This is a genomic window from Bradyrhizobium sp. JR4.3 (assembly GCF_040547695.1).
GTDB classification, from domain to species: Bacteria; Pseudomonadota; Alphaproteobacteria; order Rhizobiales; family Xanthobacteraceae; genus Bradyrhizobium; species Bradyrhizobium canariense.
This window is the reverse complement of record NZ_JBEPQF010000011.1, coordinates 128,179-143,835: the sequence shown is the minus strand read 5'-3', so window position 1 is coordinate 143,835 and position 15,657 is coordinate 128,179. Positions and strand designations below refer to the sequence as shown.

14 protein-coding genes are annotated in these 15,657 nt (G+C 65.0%); 1 reads left to right on the top strand and 13 read right to left on the bottom strand.

Annotated elements, in window-relative coordinates; all coding sequences use genetic code 11:
- Window positions 1–33 precede the first annotated feature (33 nt).
- The 7 genes from ABIB91_RS19460 to ABIB91_RS19430 form a co-directional block, all read right to left on the bottom strand.
- Window positions 34–1,008 (bottom strand): magnesium transporter CorA family protein, encoded by a 975-nt coding sequence (locus ABIB91_RS19460; RefSeq protein ID WP_354164564.1) that lies wholly within the window; start codon window positions 1,006–1,008, stop codon window positions 34–36.
- A gap of 352 nt (window positions 1,009–1,360) precedes the next feature.
- Entirely contained in the window at window positions 1,361–2,854 is a 1,494-nt protein-coding gene (locus ABIB91_RS19455) for an ABC transporter substrate-binding protein (RefSeq protein WP_354164562.1), read from the bottom strand.
- 54 nt (window positions 2,855–2,908) lie between these two features.
- On the bottom strand, window positions 2,909–3,913 hold the full coding sequence (locus ABIB91_RS19450; protein WP_354164559.1) for an ABC transporter ATP-binding protein: 1,005 nt from the start codon (window positions 3,911–3,913) through the stop codon (window positions 2,909–2,911).
- Window positions 3,910–4,923 carry an ABC transporter ATP-binding protein gene (locus ABIB91_RS19445; RefSeq protein WP_354164556.1) on the bottom strand — a complete coding sequence of 338 codons (1,014 nt, stop codon included), beginning with the start codon at window positions 4,921–4,923 and terminating at the stop codon, window positions 3,910–3,912. Before ABIB91_RS19445 ends, ABIB91_RS19450 begins: the two co-directional genes overlap by 4 nt.
- 2 nt (window positions 4,924–4,925) lie before the next feature.
- Complete coding sequence (locus tag ABIB91_RS19440; protein WP_354164553.1) at window positions 4,926–5,819, bottom strand: ABC transporter permease; 894 nt, start codon at window positions 5,817–5,819, stop codon at window positions 4,926–4,928.
- Complete coding sequence (locus ABIB91_RS19435) at window positions 5,816–6,766, bottom strand: ABC transporter permease (protein ID WP_354164550.1); 951 nt, start codon at window positions 6,764–6,766, stop codon at window positions 5,816–5,818. Before ABIB91_RS19435 ends, ABIB91_RS19440 begins: the two co-directional genes overlap by 4 nt.
- A 96-nt stretch (window positions 6,767–6,862) precedes the next feature.
- Window positions 6,863–8,284, bottom strand: a complete 1,422-nt coding sequence (locus ABIB91_RS19430; RefSeq protein ID WP_354164547.1) for an amidase — start codon at window positions 8,282–8,284, stop codon at window positions 6,863–6,865.
- Between the two features lie 120 nt (window positions 8,285–8,404).
- Here ABIB91_RS19430 and ABIB91_RS19425 point away from each other — a divergent pair, with 120 nt between their 5' ends.
- Window positions 8,405–9,292 carry a LysR family transcriptional regulator gene (locus ABIB91_RS19425; RefSeq protein WP_354164544.1) on the top strand — a complete coding sequence of 296 codons (888 nt, stop codon included), beginning with the start codon at window positions 8,405–8,407 and terminating at the stop codon, window positions 9,290–9,292.
- 171 nt (window positions 9,293–9,463) lie between these two features.
- On the opposite strand, the gene ABIB91_RS19420 is transcribed toward ABIB91_RS19425, so the two are convergent.
- The 6 genes from ABIB91_RS19420 to ABIB91_RS19395 are packed head-to-tail and all read right to left on the bottom strand — an operon-like array spanning window position 9,464 to window position 15,626.
- Window positions 9,464–10,399: a carbohydrate kinase family protein gene (locus tag ABIB91_RS19420; RefSeq protein ID WP_354164541.1), complete on the bottom strand. Its 936-nt coding sequence runs from the start codon at window positions 10,397–10,399 to the stop codon at window positions 9,464–9,466.
- A 5-nt stretch (window positions 10,400–10,404) separates the two neighbouring features.
- Entirely contained in the window at window positions 10,405–12,051 is a 1,647-nt protein-coding gene (locus ABIB91_RS19415) for an FGGY-family carbohydrate kinase (RefSeq protein WP_354164538.1), read from the bottom strand.
- Window positions 12,052–12,089: 38 nt separating this feature from the next.
- Window positions 12,090–12,863, bottom strand: coding sequence for an SDR family NAD(P)-dependent oxidoreductase (locus ABIB91_RS19410; RefSeq protein WP_354164535.1), 774 nt, complete (start codon window positions 12,861–12,863; stop codon window positions 12,090–12,092).
- 32 nt (window positions 12,864–12,895) lie between these two features.
- Window positions 12,896–13,903 (bottom strand): ABC transporter ATP-binding protein, encoded by a 1,008-nt coding sequence (locus ABIB91_RS19405; protein ID WP_007593209.1) that lies wholly within the window; start codon window positions 13,901–13,903, stop codon window positions 12,896–12,898.
- Window positions 13,904–13,919: 16 nt separating this feature from the next.
- Window positions 13,920–14,750, bottom strand: a complete 831-nt coding sequence (locus tag ABIB91_RS19400; RefSeq protein WP_354164532.1) for a carbohydrate ABC transporter permease — start codon at window positions 14,748–14,750, stop codon at window positions 13,920–13,922.
- 3 nt (window positions 14,751–14,753) lie between these two features.
- Window positions 14,754–15,626 (bottom strand): carbohydrate ABC transporter permease, encoded by an 873-nt coding sequence (locus ABIB91_RS19395; protein WP_219680968.1) that lies wholly within the window; start codon window positions 15,624–15,626, stop codon window positions 14,754–14,756.
- Window positions 15,627–15,657: the final 31 nt, after the last annotated feature.

Genomic DNA, 15,657 nt, shown 5'->3' with positions numbered 1-15,657 from the left:
CGGCGCATCGTTGTCGAACGGTGCGCCGCTATTTCATTCGAACCAGCCGCGTCGCTTGAACCAGATCAGCGGCAGCACGCCGCTGGCAATGATGGCAAGCCAGGCCAGCGGATAGCCGAACGTCCAGTCCAGCTCCGGCATGTGCTTGAAGTTCATGCCCCAGATGCCGACCAAAATCGTGGGCGGCACGCCGACGACCGAGACGATGGTCAGGATCTTGAACAGCTCGTTCTGCTGGATATTGATGAAGCCGAGCACGGCATCGAGCAGAAGCTGGATCTTGTCCGACAATCGCGTCTCGTAATCGCCGAGCGAAGCGACATCCTTCGAGACGGCCTCGAGGCGCTTCTTCGACGCGGCCGTGATCCATTCACTCCCGACATCGCCGGCAAACGAGGCGACGCGTCCGACGCCAAGCAGGACATCGCGCGCCTTGGCGAGCCGATCGGCCAACTCCCCGATGTTCTCCAGCGCCTCGCGCATCCGCCGGCTGGAGCGAACCGGCCGCTTGGTGCGAACGAGCCCGCCTTTGAAGACGCCCCGCGAGAGCCTGTCGACCTTCGCGCCGAGATGCTCCAGAACATCGGCGCCGCGGTCGACCATGGCCTCGACCAGGCTGGTGAACACGCACATGCCGTTCTCCAGGCTGTCGTCGGAACCGATACGCTCGCCGATGTCGTCGAAGATCGGCAGCTGCGCGAAGCGCACCGTCACCAGCACGCGAGGGCCGATGACGAATCCCACCGGCGTGATCTCGGGCTCGTTGTCCTCGTTGAGCCGGACCGCCGGCGAGCTGAGATAGAGCGTGCCGTTGTCGAGGATCAGGCGGCTCGACGCTTCGATCTCGCTGAGCGAATCCTCGGACGGAACGCGTATCCCGAGCAATCGTTCGACGAACTGCTTTTCCTCCGCGGTCGCGTCCAAAAGATCAGCCCAGATGATCTCGGACGGCATCTGCGCGCCGATCTTCTGCCAGTCGTCAGATGGCCACCTGTACAGTTTGAGCAAGAACCGAACTCCGCATACCCTCGCGCCGGATCGCACGGCCTGCGGCCATCCTGCCTCGAGCTAACGCATGAGGGTTCCGAACGTTCAAAGTCGGGGGGAGCATCGGGCCGGCGCAATCAAACCAAGCGGCCGCGGCCTTCTTCGATGATGCCATCATGCCAGTGTTTTGCCCGACGCGTCAACGGCATCGCCGCAAACCATTCAAATCGCGTGACGCGCAAGTCATTGAAATGACTATCCCCGGCTACTGTGCATGGGGTTGTTTTTCAGGTTTTTGTTTGGACCGGTCTCGTGACGATCTCTTCCGTTGGGAGAGATCGTCACCGAAATCGCGCAATCGACCTGGGCGACCCTACTCCCACGCCCACATCGAGAAATCGTTCTCAAACTGCGGGACTTCCTTCCAGACGCCTTTCAGCTTCTTGCTGGCGACGGTGGGCCATTGCGGCTGGAACAGGTAGGCGGAGGCTGCGTCGGTTGCCAGCATCCGCTGGGCGTCGCCGAGAAGCCTGGCACGCGCCGTGTCGTCCGGCGTCGACACGATCTGCTTGTACAGTGCGTTGAAGGCGTCGTTGTTGTAGCCGAGGTAATAGTCGGGCTCGGTGACCTTGACGAGGTCGAATGGCTCGACGTGGCTGACAATGGTGAGGTCAAAATTATGCGGGCCATTGCCGGCGAACACCTGCGACAGCCATTGCGCCCATTCCACGTTCTCGATCTTGGCGATGATGCCGACCTTGGCAAGCTGGGCCGCGACAATCTCGCCGCCTTGCCGCGCATAGGGCGGCGGCGGCAGCTTCAGCGACAGCTCGAGCGGCGCGGTGATTCCAGCCTCGGCGAGCAGCTTCTTGGACTTGTCGGGATCGTAAGGGTTGATGCCGGTGGTATCGACATAGCCGAGCGATCCCGGCGTGTAGAAGCTGCCGATCGGCGTGCCGAATCCTTCGACGGCACCCTCGATGATCGCCTTGCGGTCGATCGCAGCGAGAATCGCGCGGCGAACGCGGACGTCGTCGAGCGGCTTCTTCCGATGGTTGATGGCGACAATGGTCTTGGCTTTGGAGCCGCCGATCAGCACCGTGAAGCGCGGGTCGGCCTTGAACTGGGCAACGACGCGAGTCGCGATGCGCGGAAAAGCGTCTACGTCGCCCGAGAGCAGCGCCGCGGCCTGAGCCGCGGGATCAGAAATGAAACGGATCGTCACCTTGGAGAGCTTGATCGCCGATGCGTTGCGATAGTCGGCCCATTTGTTCAGGGTCATCGACGACCCCTTGGCCCAGGCGCCGAACTGGTAAGGTCCGGTCCCGACCGGCTGCGTGATATTGGTGGCAGCGCTTTTCGGCTCGACGATCGAGGCGCTTGCCTGCCCCATCAAGAACGGGAAGTTCGGCTCGGGGTTTTTCAGGGTGATCACGACCGTGTCGGCGTCGGGCGCGGCAACGGACTCGAAGCTCTGGAACAGGCTCTTGTCCTTATTGGTGCTGGTGGCACCAGCATTGCGTTCGAACGAGAACTTCACCGCGGCGGAATCGAACGGCTCGCCATTGTGGAATTTGACGCCCTTGCGCAGCTTGAACGTATAGGTCTTCAGATCGGGCGAGGCCGTCCAGCTCTCCGCCAGCAATGGCGAGGTCGAGCCGTCTTCGTTGATCTTGGTCAGCGTCTCGTAGATGTTGTAGAGCGTGACTTCGGCGATCGCCGCTGCGGCGGCGTTGGTCGGATCGAGCCCGGGGGGCTCCAGCGTCATGCCCATGACGACGCTGTCCTTCTTGCCTTGCGCCAGTACCGGCAACGGTGCCGCAGCAAACGCAGCGGCACATGCAACGACGAATAATTTCCTGAACATGCGTAACTCCCCGGCCTTCTGTTGTCCCAACCTACGCCAATCCCGGCGCGGACGCTAACCTTCGACGGGCAATTGCGGCAACGCCATCACGGCTTCCGCCTTGTGACAGGCGGCCAGATGCGTCTCGCCCACCTTGCGTAGCTCAGGCAGAACCTCGCAGCAATGCTGATCGGCCAGCGCGCATCGCGAGACATAGGGACACCCGGTCGCGACCGCCGATTGCGAGGCGATCGCCTGGGCCCCGCGCCGGCGCCGGCCGCCGCCGGCGCGCACCCGCGGCACGGCATCCAGCAGGGCCCGTGTATAGGGATGGGCGCAGCGCTCGAACAAATCCTCCGGCCGCCCCTGCTCGACGACAAGGCCGAGATACATCACCGCGACCTCGTCGCAGAGATAGTCGACGACGGCGAGATCGTGGCTGATCAGGACGTAACTGAGACCGAACTGCTCCTGGAGGTCCTGCATCAGGTTCAAGACTTGCGCCTGCACGGAGACGTCGAGCGCGGAGACCGGCTCGTCGGCGACGATCAACTTCGGCTGGGTGATCAGCGCGCGCGCGATGGCGATGCGCTGGCGCTGGCCGCCGGAGAATTCGTGCGGATACTTCTCCATGTCGGCACTACGCAGGCCCACCTGCTGCAGCACCGCGGAGACGCGGGCACGTAGCGTCGTACGATCAATCCCCTCCAACACGGTGAGCGGTTCGGCGACGATACGCGCGATGGTCTGGCGTGGGTCGAGCGATCCGTAGGGATCCTGGAACACCATCTGGAAATCGCGGCGGGCGCGGCGCAATTCGTCGGCGGAGATGCGGTTGAGGTCGCGGCCGAGCAGCGCGACCTGCCCCGATGTCGGCCGCTCCAGCGCCATCACCACCCGCGCGAAGGTCGACTTGCCGGAGCCGGATTCGCCGACGATGCCGAGGCTCTTGCCGGCGTCGACCCGCACGCTGACACCGTTGAGCGCGCGCACCTGCCCCGGCGGGCGGAACACGCTTTCGCGCGGCAGCGTGTAGCGCTGCTCGATATCCTTGACGTCGAGAAGAGGCGCCGTGCTCATGCGGTCAGCGCTCCGACGCGTTCGGCCATGGAGACGTCGGTCCGGATGCAGCGCACGAAGTGGCCGGGTCCGACGTCCACCATCGGTGGAAGCGCGGCCCGGCACTGCTCGATCACGAGCGAACACCGATCGGCGAAGGTGCAACCGGACGGCAGATCGGCGAGCTCCGGGACCGTGCCCGATATCGTCATCAGCCGCGTCCCCTTGCGTGCGCCGAGTTTCGGCCGGGCGCGGAACAGGCCTTGCGTGTAGGGATGTCCCATCCGGCGGAACACCTCGTCGGTCGGTCCGCTCTCGATGATCGTGCCGCCGTACATCACCATCATGCGTTGCACGTTCTCGGCGATGACGCCGAGATCGTGCGAGATCAGGATCATCGACATGCCGCGCTCCTCGACCAGATCGGCGATCAGGTCGAGGATCTGGCCCTGAATGGTGACGTCGAGCGCCGTGGTCGGCTCGTCCGCGATCAGAAGGTCCGGCTCGCAGGCGAGCGCCATCGCAATGGTGACGCGCTGACGCTGGCCGCCGGAGAACTGGTGCGGATAGGCATCGACGCGCCTGGCCGGATCGGGCAGCCCGACGCGGTCGAGCAAGGCGATCGTTTCTCGCCGCGCCTGCGATGCCGAGTATTTCTTGTGACGCCGCAGCGGCTCGGCGACCTGGTGGCCGATCGTGTGCATCGGGTTGAGCGCGGTCATCGGCTCCTGGAAGATCATGCTGATGCGATTGCCGCGCAGCCGACAATAATCCGCGTCCGACAAACCAGCGAGTTCGCCACCATCCAGCTTGATGCTGCCGGTGACGACGGCGCTGTCCGGCAGCAGCCCCATCAGCGACAACGCCGTCACCGACTTGCCGCAGCCGGATTCGCCGACCAGCCCGAGCGTCTCGCCGCGCTTCAGGGCAAAGCTGACGCCGCGCACGGCCTGTGCCGGCCCGCGGCTGGTGTTGAGGCGCACGCCGAGATTTTCGACCTCGATCAGCGGCATGGTAGAGCGCTCGCTCATCGTCATCGCTCCCGCGCCAGTCGAGGGTCGAGCAGATCGCGTAGACCGTCGCCGAGCAGATTGAGGCCGAGCACCGCGATTGCAATCGCAGCGCCCGGATAGACCGCGAGCATCGGCGACTGGAACAGCAGCGTCTGCGCGTCGTTCAGCATCCGTCCCCAGGACGGCTGCGGCGGCTGCGTGCCGAGACCGAGATAGGACAACGCGGCCTCGGCAAGAATCGCGAGCGCAAACTGGATCGTCGCCTGCACGATCAGGATCGACATGATGTTGGGCAGCACGTGCTCGATGGTGATGCGAAACTTGCCCTTGCCTGCCGCGCGCGCGGCCAGCACGAATTCGCGCGCCCAGATCGCGTTGGCCGAGCCGCGCGTCAGCCGGATCAGCGTCGGGATCTGGAAGATGCCGATGGCGACGATCGAGGTCACCATGCCCGGCCCCGCGACCGCGGCGAGCATGATCGCGGAGAGCACGGCCGGAAAGGCGAAGGTGAAATCGGAGAAGCGCATGATGATCTCTTCGGTCCAGCCCCGCCTGGCCGACGCGATCAAACCGAGACAGACGCCGAAGGTGAGGCCGATGCTGACCGCGATGATGCCGACCATGATGGTGGAGCGGGCGCCGGCCAGCAGCAGCGAGACGATGTCGCGGCCGAAGACGTCAGTGCCGAGCCAGTGCGCGGCCGAGGGCGGCTGGAGCTTTGCGGCGATGTCGATCTCATAGGGCGACCAAGGCGTCCACAGCAGCGACAGCAGCGCCGAGGCGAGAACCAGCAGGCTCAGCGCGCCGCCGAGCACGAAGCTGCGATGACGCAGCGCGCGGCGCCAGAAGGTCCGGGCCGGCAGAGGGCGCGCTGTGGCCGGCGCATCGACGAGGGTGGTCAGCGGCGCGCTCACAGATCGTGGACCTTGATGCGGGGATCGACGAAGGCATAGAGCACGTCGACCACGAAATTGACGATGACGACCATGGTCGCGAGCAGCATCACGCAGTTGCGCACCACGATGAGGTCGCGGTTGGCGATCGACTGGAAGATCAGGCGGCCGAGGCCCGGCAGATAGAACACGTTCTCGATCACGATGGTGCCGGCGAGCAGATTGGCGAATTGCAGGCCCATCACCGTCATCACGGGAATCATGGCATTGCGCAGCACGTGCTTCCACAGCACCTCGCGCTTGCCGAGCCCTTTTGCGCGCGCCGTGCGGACGAAATCCTCGCGCAGCACTTCCAGCACCGCCGAGCGCGTGACGCGTGCGAGGATCGCGGCCTGCACCACCGCGAGCGATACCGCCGGCAGCAGCAGCGACTTGATCCCGATCCAGATGCCGTCCTCCCAACCGGGAAAGCCGCCCGCGGACAGCCATTGCAGCCGCACCGAAAACAACAGCACCAGCAGGATCGCGAACCAGAAATTCGGCAGCGCGATGCCCACCTGGGTCAGCGACATCACGCCGACGTCGCCGAGCTTGTTGTGGTTGGCGGCGGTGTAGATGCCGGCCGAGAGCGCCAACGTCACTGTGATCAGCATGGACATCATCGCGAGCGGAACGGTCAGCACCAGCCGCTCCGCAATCAGGCTTGCGACCGGCGTGCCGTAGACATAGGAGTTGCCGAGATCGCCGACGAGCAGCCCCTTGATCCATTGCAGATAGCGAAGCGCCAGCGGCTGGTCGAGCCCGAGCTTGACGGTGAGCGCACGGACCGCATCTGGCGAGGCGTCGGCGCCCATCAGCATCTGCGCGGCGTTGCCCGGAAGAGCATCCAGCACCAGGAAAATGATCACGGACGCGCCGACCAGCGTCGCCAGCAAGGTCAGCACACGTCGGAGGACAAATACGCTCATGCGCGCTCGGATTCAGGGCTCATCCGCAGCACGATCAACATGTCCGAGCACCGGAGGCAAGTGCTTTGCGAACAAGTCCTTTGCATGTCCCTCTCCTCAAGCCGGCCAGCGGGACAGGAGGTCATGCGAGGCTTCGAACAACGCGCTCGCGCGCAGCAAGTCGGCATCGCTGCGGAAGCGGCCCACGAGTTGCAAGCCGATCGGCAGGCCGTCGCGGCCAAAGCCGCAGGGCAGACTGATCGCGGGGTGCCCGGTCATGTTGAACGGCATGGTCCAAGGGAACCAGTGCGGCCGGACGCTGTCAAACTGCCTGCCGTCGATCTCGATGGTGCCGAACAGATCCTGATCGATTGGCAGGGCGGTGCGGGTGATGGTCGGCATCGCCAGCAAATGCCCGCGCGCAAGCAGGGATTGCACCCGGCGGAACAGCGCCGTGCGGGCGAACATCGCCTCCTGATAGGCGACGCCGCTGACGTCGGTGGCAAGCGCAAGCTGCTTGAGGAAGGCCTCGCTCAGCGCGTCCCCATGCTCGGCCGCGAGTTTTGCAAAGCGCGTCCGCCAGACGGTGTGATTGATGGCGCGCCAGATCGGCTCGATGTCGAACCCCTCGCCGGAGAATTCCTCGAGCTCGGCGCCGAGCCCTGCCAACCGATCGAGGCTCACCTTGAAGCCGGCTGCGACGTCGGCAGAGACAGGGCGTCCGGGCGGCGACATGCAATACAGGATTTTCTGCCCACGCAGATCGCCGCGCGGGGCGGCCGTGCCGATGAAATCGGACACGGGAACGCCGATCGACCAGGGATCGCAAGAATCCTCGCCGGCCATCGCCTGCATCATCAGCGCGGTGTCGGCGACGGTTCGCGTCATCGGCGTGACATAGGTCTGGTTGCCGAACACGTCCAGCGCCTGGCTATGCGGGATGACGCCGTTGCTCTGCTTCAGCCCGACAACGCCGTTGCAGGCGGCGGGAATTCGCGTCGAGCCGCCGCCATCGGTCGCGATCGCCAGCGGCGAGATGCCGCTCGCCACCGCCACCGCCGCGCCGCCGCTGGAGCCGCCGGAGGAACGCTCGGCACTCCACGCATTGCGGGTGCGGCCGAACAGCGGCGAGTCGGTCAGGCATTTGCTGCCGAATTCGGGCGTCGTGGTCTTGCCGATCAGGATGGCGCCTTGCGCGCGGAGCCGCGCGACCGCGACGGCATCCTCGTCCGGAACATTGTCCTTGTAGGGAATGGCGCCGAAACTGGTCTTCACGCCCTTGGTGTTGACAATGTCCTTGACGGTGACGGGGATGCCGTGCAGCAGGCCGAGCGGCCCGCCGGCCATCAGCTTGCGCTCTGCCTCGCGCGCGGCGGCAAGCGCCTCGTCGCCGCAGATCGTGATGAAGCAGTTCAGCTCGGGCTGGAGCGCTTCGGCGCGGGCGAGCACCGCGCGGGTGAGCTCGACGGGCGAGATCTGCTTTGTCGCGATGAGGCCGCGCAGCACGGTTGCGGACAGCAGGCAGGGATCACCGTTCATCGTCACTTCGCTCCGAACCCGGCCGCCGGTGGCCGATAGCATTGACAGCCAGGATGACAGTTTTGTTAACTCGCCGCCAATACGATTTTGAACACCAACCCATACGTTTTCGGTATGCCAATGGATCTTCGCCGGCTCCGCTATTTCGTCGCCGTCGCCGAGGCGCGCAGCGTCGGCAAGGCCGCCGAGCGGCTGCGGATGGCGCAGCCGCCGCTCTCGGTCCAGATCCGCAAGCTGGAGGCCGAGGTCGGCGCGCCGCTGTTCCGCCGCGGCACGCGCGGCATGGATTTGACCGAAGCGGGCCAGGCGCTGCTGGCGCGCGCCGGCGGGGCGCTGGCGCTGGCGGCTGACGGCATCGAGGCCGCGCGCGCGGTCGCGGCCGGTAGCCGTGGTCGGCTGTCCGTCGGCTACATGTTCGTGCTGGCGAACGCGATGCTGCCGCGTCTCATCCCCGAGCTCCGGCGATCCATTCCCGGCGTCGATCTCGATTTCGCCGAGCTCAGTGCCTCGACGCGCGAGGCGCGGCTGCTCGACCGCAGCGTCACCGTCGCGATCTGCATGCCAGCCATCAACCACCCCGAGATCCAGGTGGCCCGGATCGGCGCGCAGCCGTTCATGCTGGCGGTGCCAAACCGTTCGCCGCTTGCGCGCCTGAGCGCGGTGCCAATGACACGACTGCAGGGCCGTCCGCTGATCGCGCTGCCGCCGCCGGAGCGGGACCCCTCCTCCTCCGCGGTCGCGGCCCTGCTGCGGCGGCATCAGATCGTGATGCCGATTGCGAGCCGGGTGGAGACGGTACATTCGGCGATGAGCCTGGTTCTCGCCGGTGAAGGCCTCGCCATCCTGCCCGCCTGCGCCCAGCTCGGGGCGCCGCGCGGGGTCGTGTTCCGGCCGCTGCGGGACGCAAGCGATTCCATCGACATCGCGGTCTGCTGGCGGCGCGACTCCCAGACTCCGCTGATCCGCACTTTTCTGAAATGCGCCGAGAAGGCTGTCGCTCGGCTGTGAGGCGTGCTTCCCCTCTCCCCTTCTTGTGGGAGAGGGTGGCTCGCCGCGTAGCGGCGAGACGGGTGAGGGGTTCTCTCCGCGCGTGACCTCATGCTTGTGAATTCGCGGAAGCAACCCCTCATCCGGCGCTTCGCGCCACCTTCTCCCACAAGGGGAGAAGGAAAAAGCGAATTACCAGCTCCAACTGATCTCGTGGCTCCAGGGCGGATCGGCGCCCGGACGGGTGCAGGTCAGCCCAGCGCAATTGGCGGCAAAGGACAGCGCGCGGCGGAGCTCGTCCTCGCCGATATCCTTTAGTTGCTGTCGGGCGAGACGTCCCTGCTTGTGCAGGGCGAACAACAACGCCGCCTGAAAACTGTCACCCGCGCCGATGGTGTCGGCGACCACGACCTTGGGGGCGGCGACCTCGATCTGCCCTGCCCCCGCATGCCACGCGATCGCACCGTTGTCGCCACGGGTGATGACGACGAGGCTCGCGCCGCGTGCGAGCAGCGTGCTCGCACGCTGGTGATACGGCTCCTCGGCGAACAGATAGGTAAAATCGACGTCCGACATCTTGATGAGATCGGCGCTGGCCGCAAACTCGGCCATGCGCGCGAGATAAGCCGGCTTGTCGTTAACGAGGTTGGGCCGGCAGTTCGGATCAAAAGAGATTGTCGAGGACGCCCGTGCGTCCGCGATCAGGGCCTTGGTTTCGGTCGCGCCCTGGTCGTTGACGAGCGTGGTCGAACCGACATGGAGGGCTTCAACAGTATCGAACGGAATGGACCCGCGCCGGTAGGTCCAGTTCCGTGTCGCGGTCTCGGCATCATAGAACGCGTAATGCGACTCGCCGGCGAGAATACGAACAAAGGCGAGCGTGGTCTGGTGTTCGCTGCGGGTGGCGAGGGCGAGCTCGACATTGGATGCAGCGGCGTGGTCGGCGATCATGCGCCCGAACATGTCGGTCGAGATGCCGCCGACAAAGCCGGTCGGCGCGTCCAGGCGCGCCATGCCGATCGCGACGTTGAGGCAGGAGCCGCCGACGGCGGGCATCACCGCTTCGCGCGCGTCGATGTTTCGCGTCGGGACGAAATCGATCAGCGCATCGCCGCAAGAAATCAACATCCGTTTCAACCTCCGGCCATTCCACGCATCGCGGCGCGGCTGCCGCGATCGACCTCGCGCAGCAATCTGTAGACCTCGCGTTTGCGGGCGTGGAAGGCGGCGATGTCGGGCGTGGTCGGCTCGCTCTTCCGTCCCAGCGCCGACATCTTTGCCATGGTCTCCCCGATCGAGGCATAGGCGCCGCCGGCGACGGCGCCAAGCATGGCGGCACCGAGCAGCACCGGCTCCGTGGTCTGCGGCAGCGCCACGGTGAGGCCAGTCGTATCGGCCATGATCTGCCGCACCAGCGGACTGCGGCTGGCGCCGCCGCCCATGATCATGATGCTGGAATGGACGCCATGCGCGGCAAAGGCCTCGATCACCTCGGCAAGCCCATAGGCGAGCCCGCACAGACCGGCGACGAACAGCCGTTCCATCGAGGCGATGTCGGTGTCGAGATCGAGGCCCGCGATCACCGCGCGCGTATCAGGATCGGCGTAGGGCGAGCGGTTGCCGATGAACTCGGGAAGCACATGGACGTCGCGGGCCAGCAGCGCGGCGCGGCTGGCGCCGCCTGCGCGTGCGATGATGCGGCGCTCGAGAAACTCGATGAGGTCGAGACCGTCGCTGCGCGCAGCCGCGCTCGCTTCGGCGTGGCCGGGATGCGATTTGAGAAGATGGTCGATCGCAGCGCCCGCAGCGGACTGCCCGCCCTCGTTAAGCCAGAAATTCGGCACCATGCCGGAGTAATAAGGACCCCACACGCCCGGCACGAAGCACGGTTCTTTCGTGGTCGCCATGATGCAGGCCGACGTTCCCATGATGTAGGCGAGGCGGTCGGAGACATCTGTGGCGCCGTCCGACTCATCTCGGCCGCCGATTGCGCCGATGCCGCCGGCGTGGGCATCGATCAGGGACGCTCCGACCGGCGTGCCCGGTGACAAGCCAAGATCGGCAGCTGCCGTACCGGTTAGACCGGCGCCGAGCCGCGTGCCGGGCGCGACAATCTCGGTGCCGATGCGGGCGTATTTCTCGTTGACGAAGTCCGACAGGCCGATGCGCTTGAAGAATGGCGCGCTCCAGCCACCACCGTCATGCGCAAGGTAGTTCCATTTGCAGGTGACCGTGCAGGTCGAGCGTTGCAACGAGCCGGTGGCGCGCCAGCTCAGGTAATCCGCCAGATCGAAGAAGTGCCCTGCGGCGTCGAAGCTCGCGCGCATATGCCGCTTCAGCCACAGCAGTTTCGGCATCTCCATCTCGGGCGAGATCGAGCCGCCAACATAGCGCAGCACGGCATCACCGGTTTCGTTGATCAGCCGCGCCTCGGCCGTGGCGCGGTGATCCATCCAGACGATGACGTTGCGCTGCCGGTCGCCGGAGGCGCTGATGGTGAGCGGCTCGCGTTGCCGGTCGAGCACCACGAGGGAGCAGGTGGCATCGAAACCGATACCGCCGACGCTGTCGGGCGCGATTGCAGCTTCCGCCATCGCGGCCCGTACCGACGCCGTGCAAGCGTCCCAGATATCCTGGGACGACTGCTCGACGACATCGCCGGCCTCATGCCAGATCCTGATCGGATGTTTGGCCGTCGCCAGCAAGGTGCCCGCCTCGTCGAACACCCCTGCCCGCGTGCTATTGGTCCCTACATCGACACCGATATACGCTCGCGGCATTGTCGCCCCCGGAAGCTGTCGTCAATTTTGACGCAAGCCTACCAGCAAGTGTAGCCGCCATCCACCAGCACGATGCTGCCGGTCATCAGGCTCGCGGCCTCAGAAGCCAGGAACAGCACGACGGAGGCGATCTCCTCGACCTGCCCCATCCGTGCCATCGGGGTTCCACCGATCCAGGCATCGTACATTCTCGGATTGCTCTTCACGAAGGCGTTGAGCGGCGTCTCGATATAGGTCGGCGCGACCGCGTTCACGCGGATGCCGCGCGCCCCCCATTCGGCGGCGAGCGATTTCGTGAGATGGTGCACGCCGGCCTTGGACGCGTTGTAGAAGCACTGCTCCTGCGGCTTGTTGACGATGAATCCGGACATCGATCCGACATTGACGATGGCGCCGCTCTTGGCGTTGAGCATGTGCTTGCCGAACTCGCGGCAGCACCAGAAGGTGCCATTGAGATTGACGTCGATGACGTTGAGCCAGTGCTCGTCGGTCACGGTCTCCGCCGGCGTCTCGCTGCGGGCGATGCCGGCGTTGTTGACGAGGATGTCGACCTTGCCGTGGCGGGCAACGAGGTCGTTGGCCACTTCCGCCACGCGCTTGGTGTCGGTGACGTCCATGATCGCCGTCTCGGCGTCGTAGCCCTTCGCCTTCAGGCTGGCCTTCGCAGCGTCGGCGACCTTGCTGTCACGATCGCCGATGACGACCCTGGCGCCGGCTTCAGCCAGCGCTTCGGCGCAGGCGAGCCCAATGCCCTGCCCGCCGCCGGTGATGAACGCGATCTTGCCGTTCAGCTTGAATTTTTCCAGGTACATTTTGGTCTTTCCGGTTTTCTTGCCGTTTCTTGTCAGTTCCGAATGGCGTTACCGCTCGCGTCGAAGCGATGGATGCGCGCGGGCTCCGGCACCAGCGATACATGGTCGCCGGCGTGCAGGCTCAATTCACCGATGTAGCGCGCCGTCAGCATGCCGAGCTGACCGGCATCGACATAAAGGAAGGTGTCGCTGCCGAGATGCTCGGCCACCGCGATCGTTCCCTGCCAGCCGCCGGCGCCGTCGCGCTCGATCTTGAGATGCTCCGGCCGTACGCCGATCGTTGCCGCGCCCTTCTGCAAGGCGTGCTCGCCGGTGACGAAGTTCATCTTGGGCGAACCGATGAAGCCGGCCACGAAGAGGTTGGCCGGCTTCTCGTAGAGATCCAGCGGCGAGCCGTATTGCTCGATCTTGCCGCCGTTGAGCACCACGATCTTGTCGGCCATGGTCATGGCCTCGACCTGGTCGTGGGTGACATAGATCGCGGTGGTGCCGAGCTGCTTCTGAAGCCGCGTCACCTCGATCCGCATCTGCACGCGCAGCGCCGCGTCGAGATTGGAGAGTGGCTCGTCGAACAAAAACGCCTTGGGCTCGCGGACGATGGCCCGCCCGATCGCGACGCGCTGGCGCTGGCCGCCGGAGAGCTCGCGCGGCTTGCGATCGAGATAAGGCGTGAGATTCAGCGTTGCGGCGGCGGCCTCGACCTTGCGGTTGATCTCGTCCTTGGCCAGCCCCGCCATCTTCAGGCCGAAGCCGATATTGCCGCGCACGCTCATATGCGGATAGAGCGCATAGGACTGGAACACCATCGAGAGCCCGCGCTTGGCCGGCGGCGTGTCGACCACGTTCTTGCCGTCGATCAGGATCTTGCCGCCGGAGACGTCCTCGAGCCCCGCGATCAGCCGCAAGAGCGTGGTCTTGCCGCAGCCCGATGGCCCCACGAACACCACGAACGACCCATCGGCGATCTCGAGGTCCGCCCCCTTGATGATGTGCACGGGGCCAAAGGATTTCTGCACATCCTGAAGTGTGATCTGACCCATGATCCGGCAGCCCTTCCTACTTTACCGCGCCAAAGGTGAGCCCGCGCACGAGCTGCTTCTGGCTGAACCAACCGAGGACGAGAATAGGCGCGATCGCCAACGTGGAAGCCGCCGACAGCTTTGCCCAAAATAGCCCTTCCGGGCTCGAATAGGACGCGATGAACGTGGTGAGCGGCGCAGCGTTCGAGGTCGACAGATTGAGCGTCCAGAACGCCTCGTTCCAGGCCAGGATCAGGTTCAGCAGCATGGTCGATGCGAGCCCCGGGATCGCCATCGGCGTCAGTACGTAAATCAGTTCCCGACCGATGGTAGCGCCGTCCATGCGCGCGGCTTCGAGGATGTCGCGCGGGATCTCCTTGAAATAGGTGAACAGCATCCAGATCACGATCGGCAAGTTTCCGAGGCACAGGATGAGGACGAGGCCGATGCGGGAATCGAGCAGGCCGAAGGACTTGTAGATCAGATAGATCGGCACCAGCACGCCGACCGGCGGCATCATCTTGGTCGAGAGCATCCAGAGCAGGATGTCCTTGGTGCGCTTGGTCGGCGAGAACGCCATCGACCAGGCGGCGGGGATCGCGATCAAAAGCGCAATGAGCGTCGAGCCGCCGGCGATGATGATCGAGTTCATCGCGTGGAGGAAATAGTCGCTGCGCTCCTGCACCGTCGCGTAGTTCTCGGTGGTCCAGTGGAAAAACACGAAGGACGGCGGAATCGCGAAGGCCTCAAGTTCGGTCTTGAAGCTCGCCAATACCATCCAGAGGATCGGGAAGAAGATCAGGAAGCCGAAGAACCACGCCCCGATGGTCGAGACCACCACCCGCTGCCTCGTCGCCATCCGCGCCATGTCTCATGCCTCCAGGTTGCGACCGACGATACGGACGAGGAAAAAAGCAACGATGTTGGCGATCACGACAGCGACGAGGCCGCCCGCCGAGGCGGTGCCGACATCGTACTGGATCAGTGCCTGCGAATAGATCAGGAAGGCGATGTTGGTGGTCGACAGTCCCGGGCCGCCGCCCGTGGTGACGTAGATTTCAGCAAAGACGGTGAGCAGGAAGATCGTCTCGATCAGGATCACCACCGTGATGGGGCGCGCGAGGTGCGGCAGCGTGATGTAGATGAAGGTCGAGACCGCGCTGGCACCGTCCATTTCGGCGGCTTCCTTCTGTTCCTCGTCGAGCGACTGCATCGCGGTGAGCAAAATCAGCGTCGCGAACGGCAGCCATTGCCATGACACGATCAGGATCACGGCGAGCAGCGGCGCGTCGGTGAACCAGTCGATCGGCGTCAAGCCGAACAGCGAGGCGATCCAGGCAAACAGCCCGGACACTGGATGCATCAGCAGGTTCTTCCAGACCAGCGCGCTCACCGTCGGCATCACGAAGAACGGCGCGATCACCATCAGCCGCACGATGTTGAGGCCGATCACGGGCTGGTCGAGCAACAGCGCCAGCGGAATTCCGAGCAGGACGGTCAGCGCCAGCACCGAGCCGACCAGCACCAGCGTGTTCTGGAGCGAGGCGAGGAAGGCGGGATCGGTGAGGAAGTAGCGGAAATTTTCCAGCCCGACGAACGATTCTGAGCCGGGATCGAGCAGACTGTAGTGCAGCGTCGAGAAATAGATCGTCAACGCGAGCGGGACGATCATCCAGATGAACAGCAGCCCGACCGCCGGCGTCAGGAGCGTCCGTGCGAGAAGCTGCGTCTGCCGGGTTGCCATTGTTGGCCTCTCCGCTTGCGGGAAGAAGGCG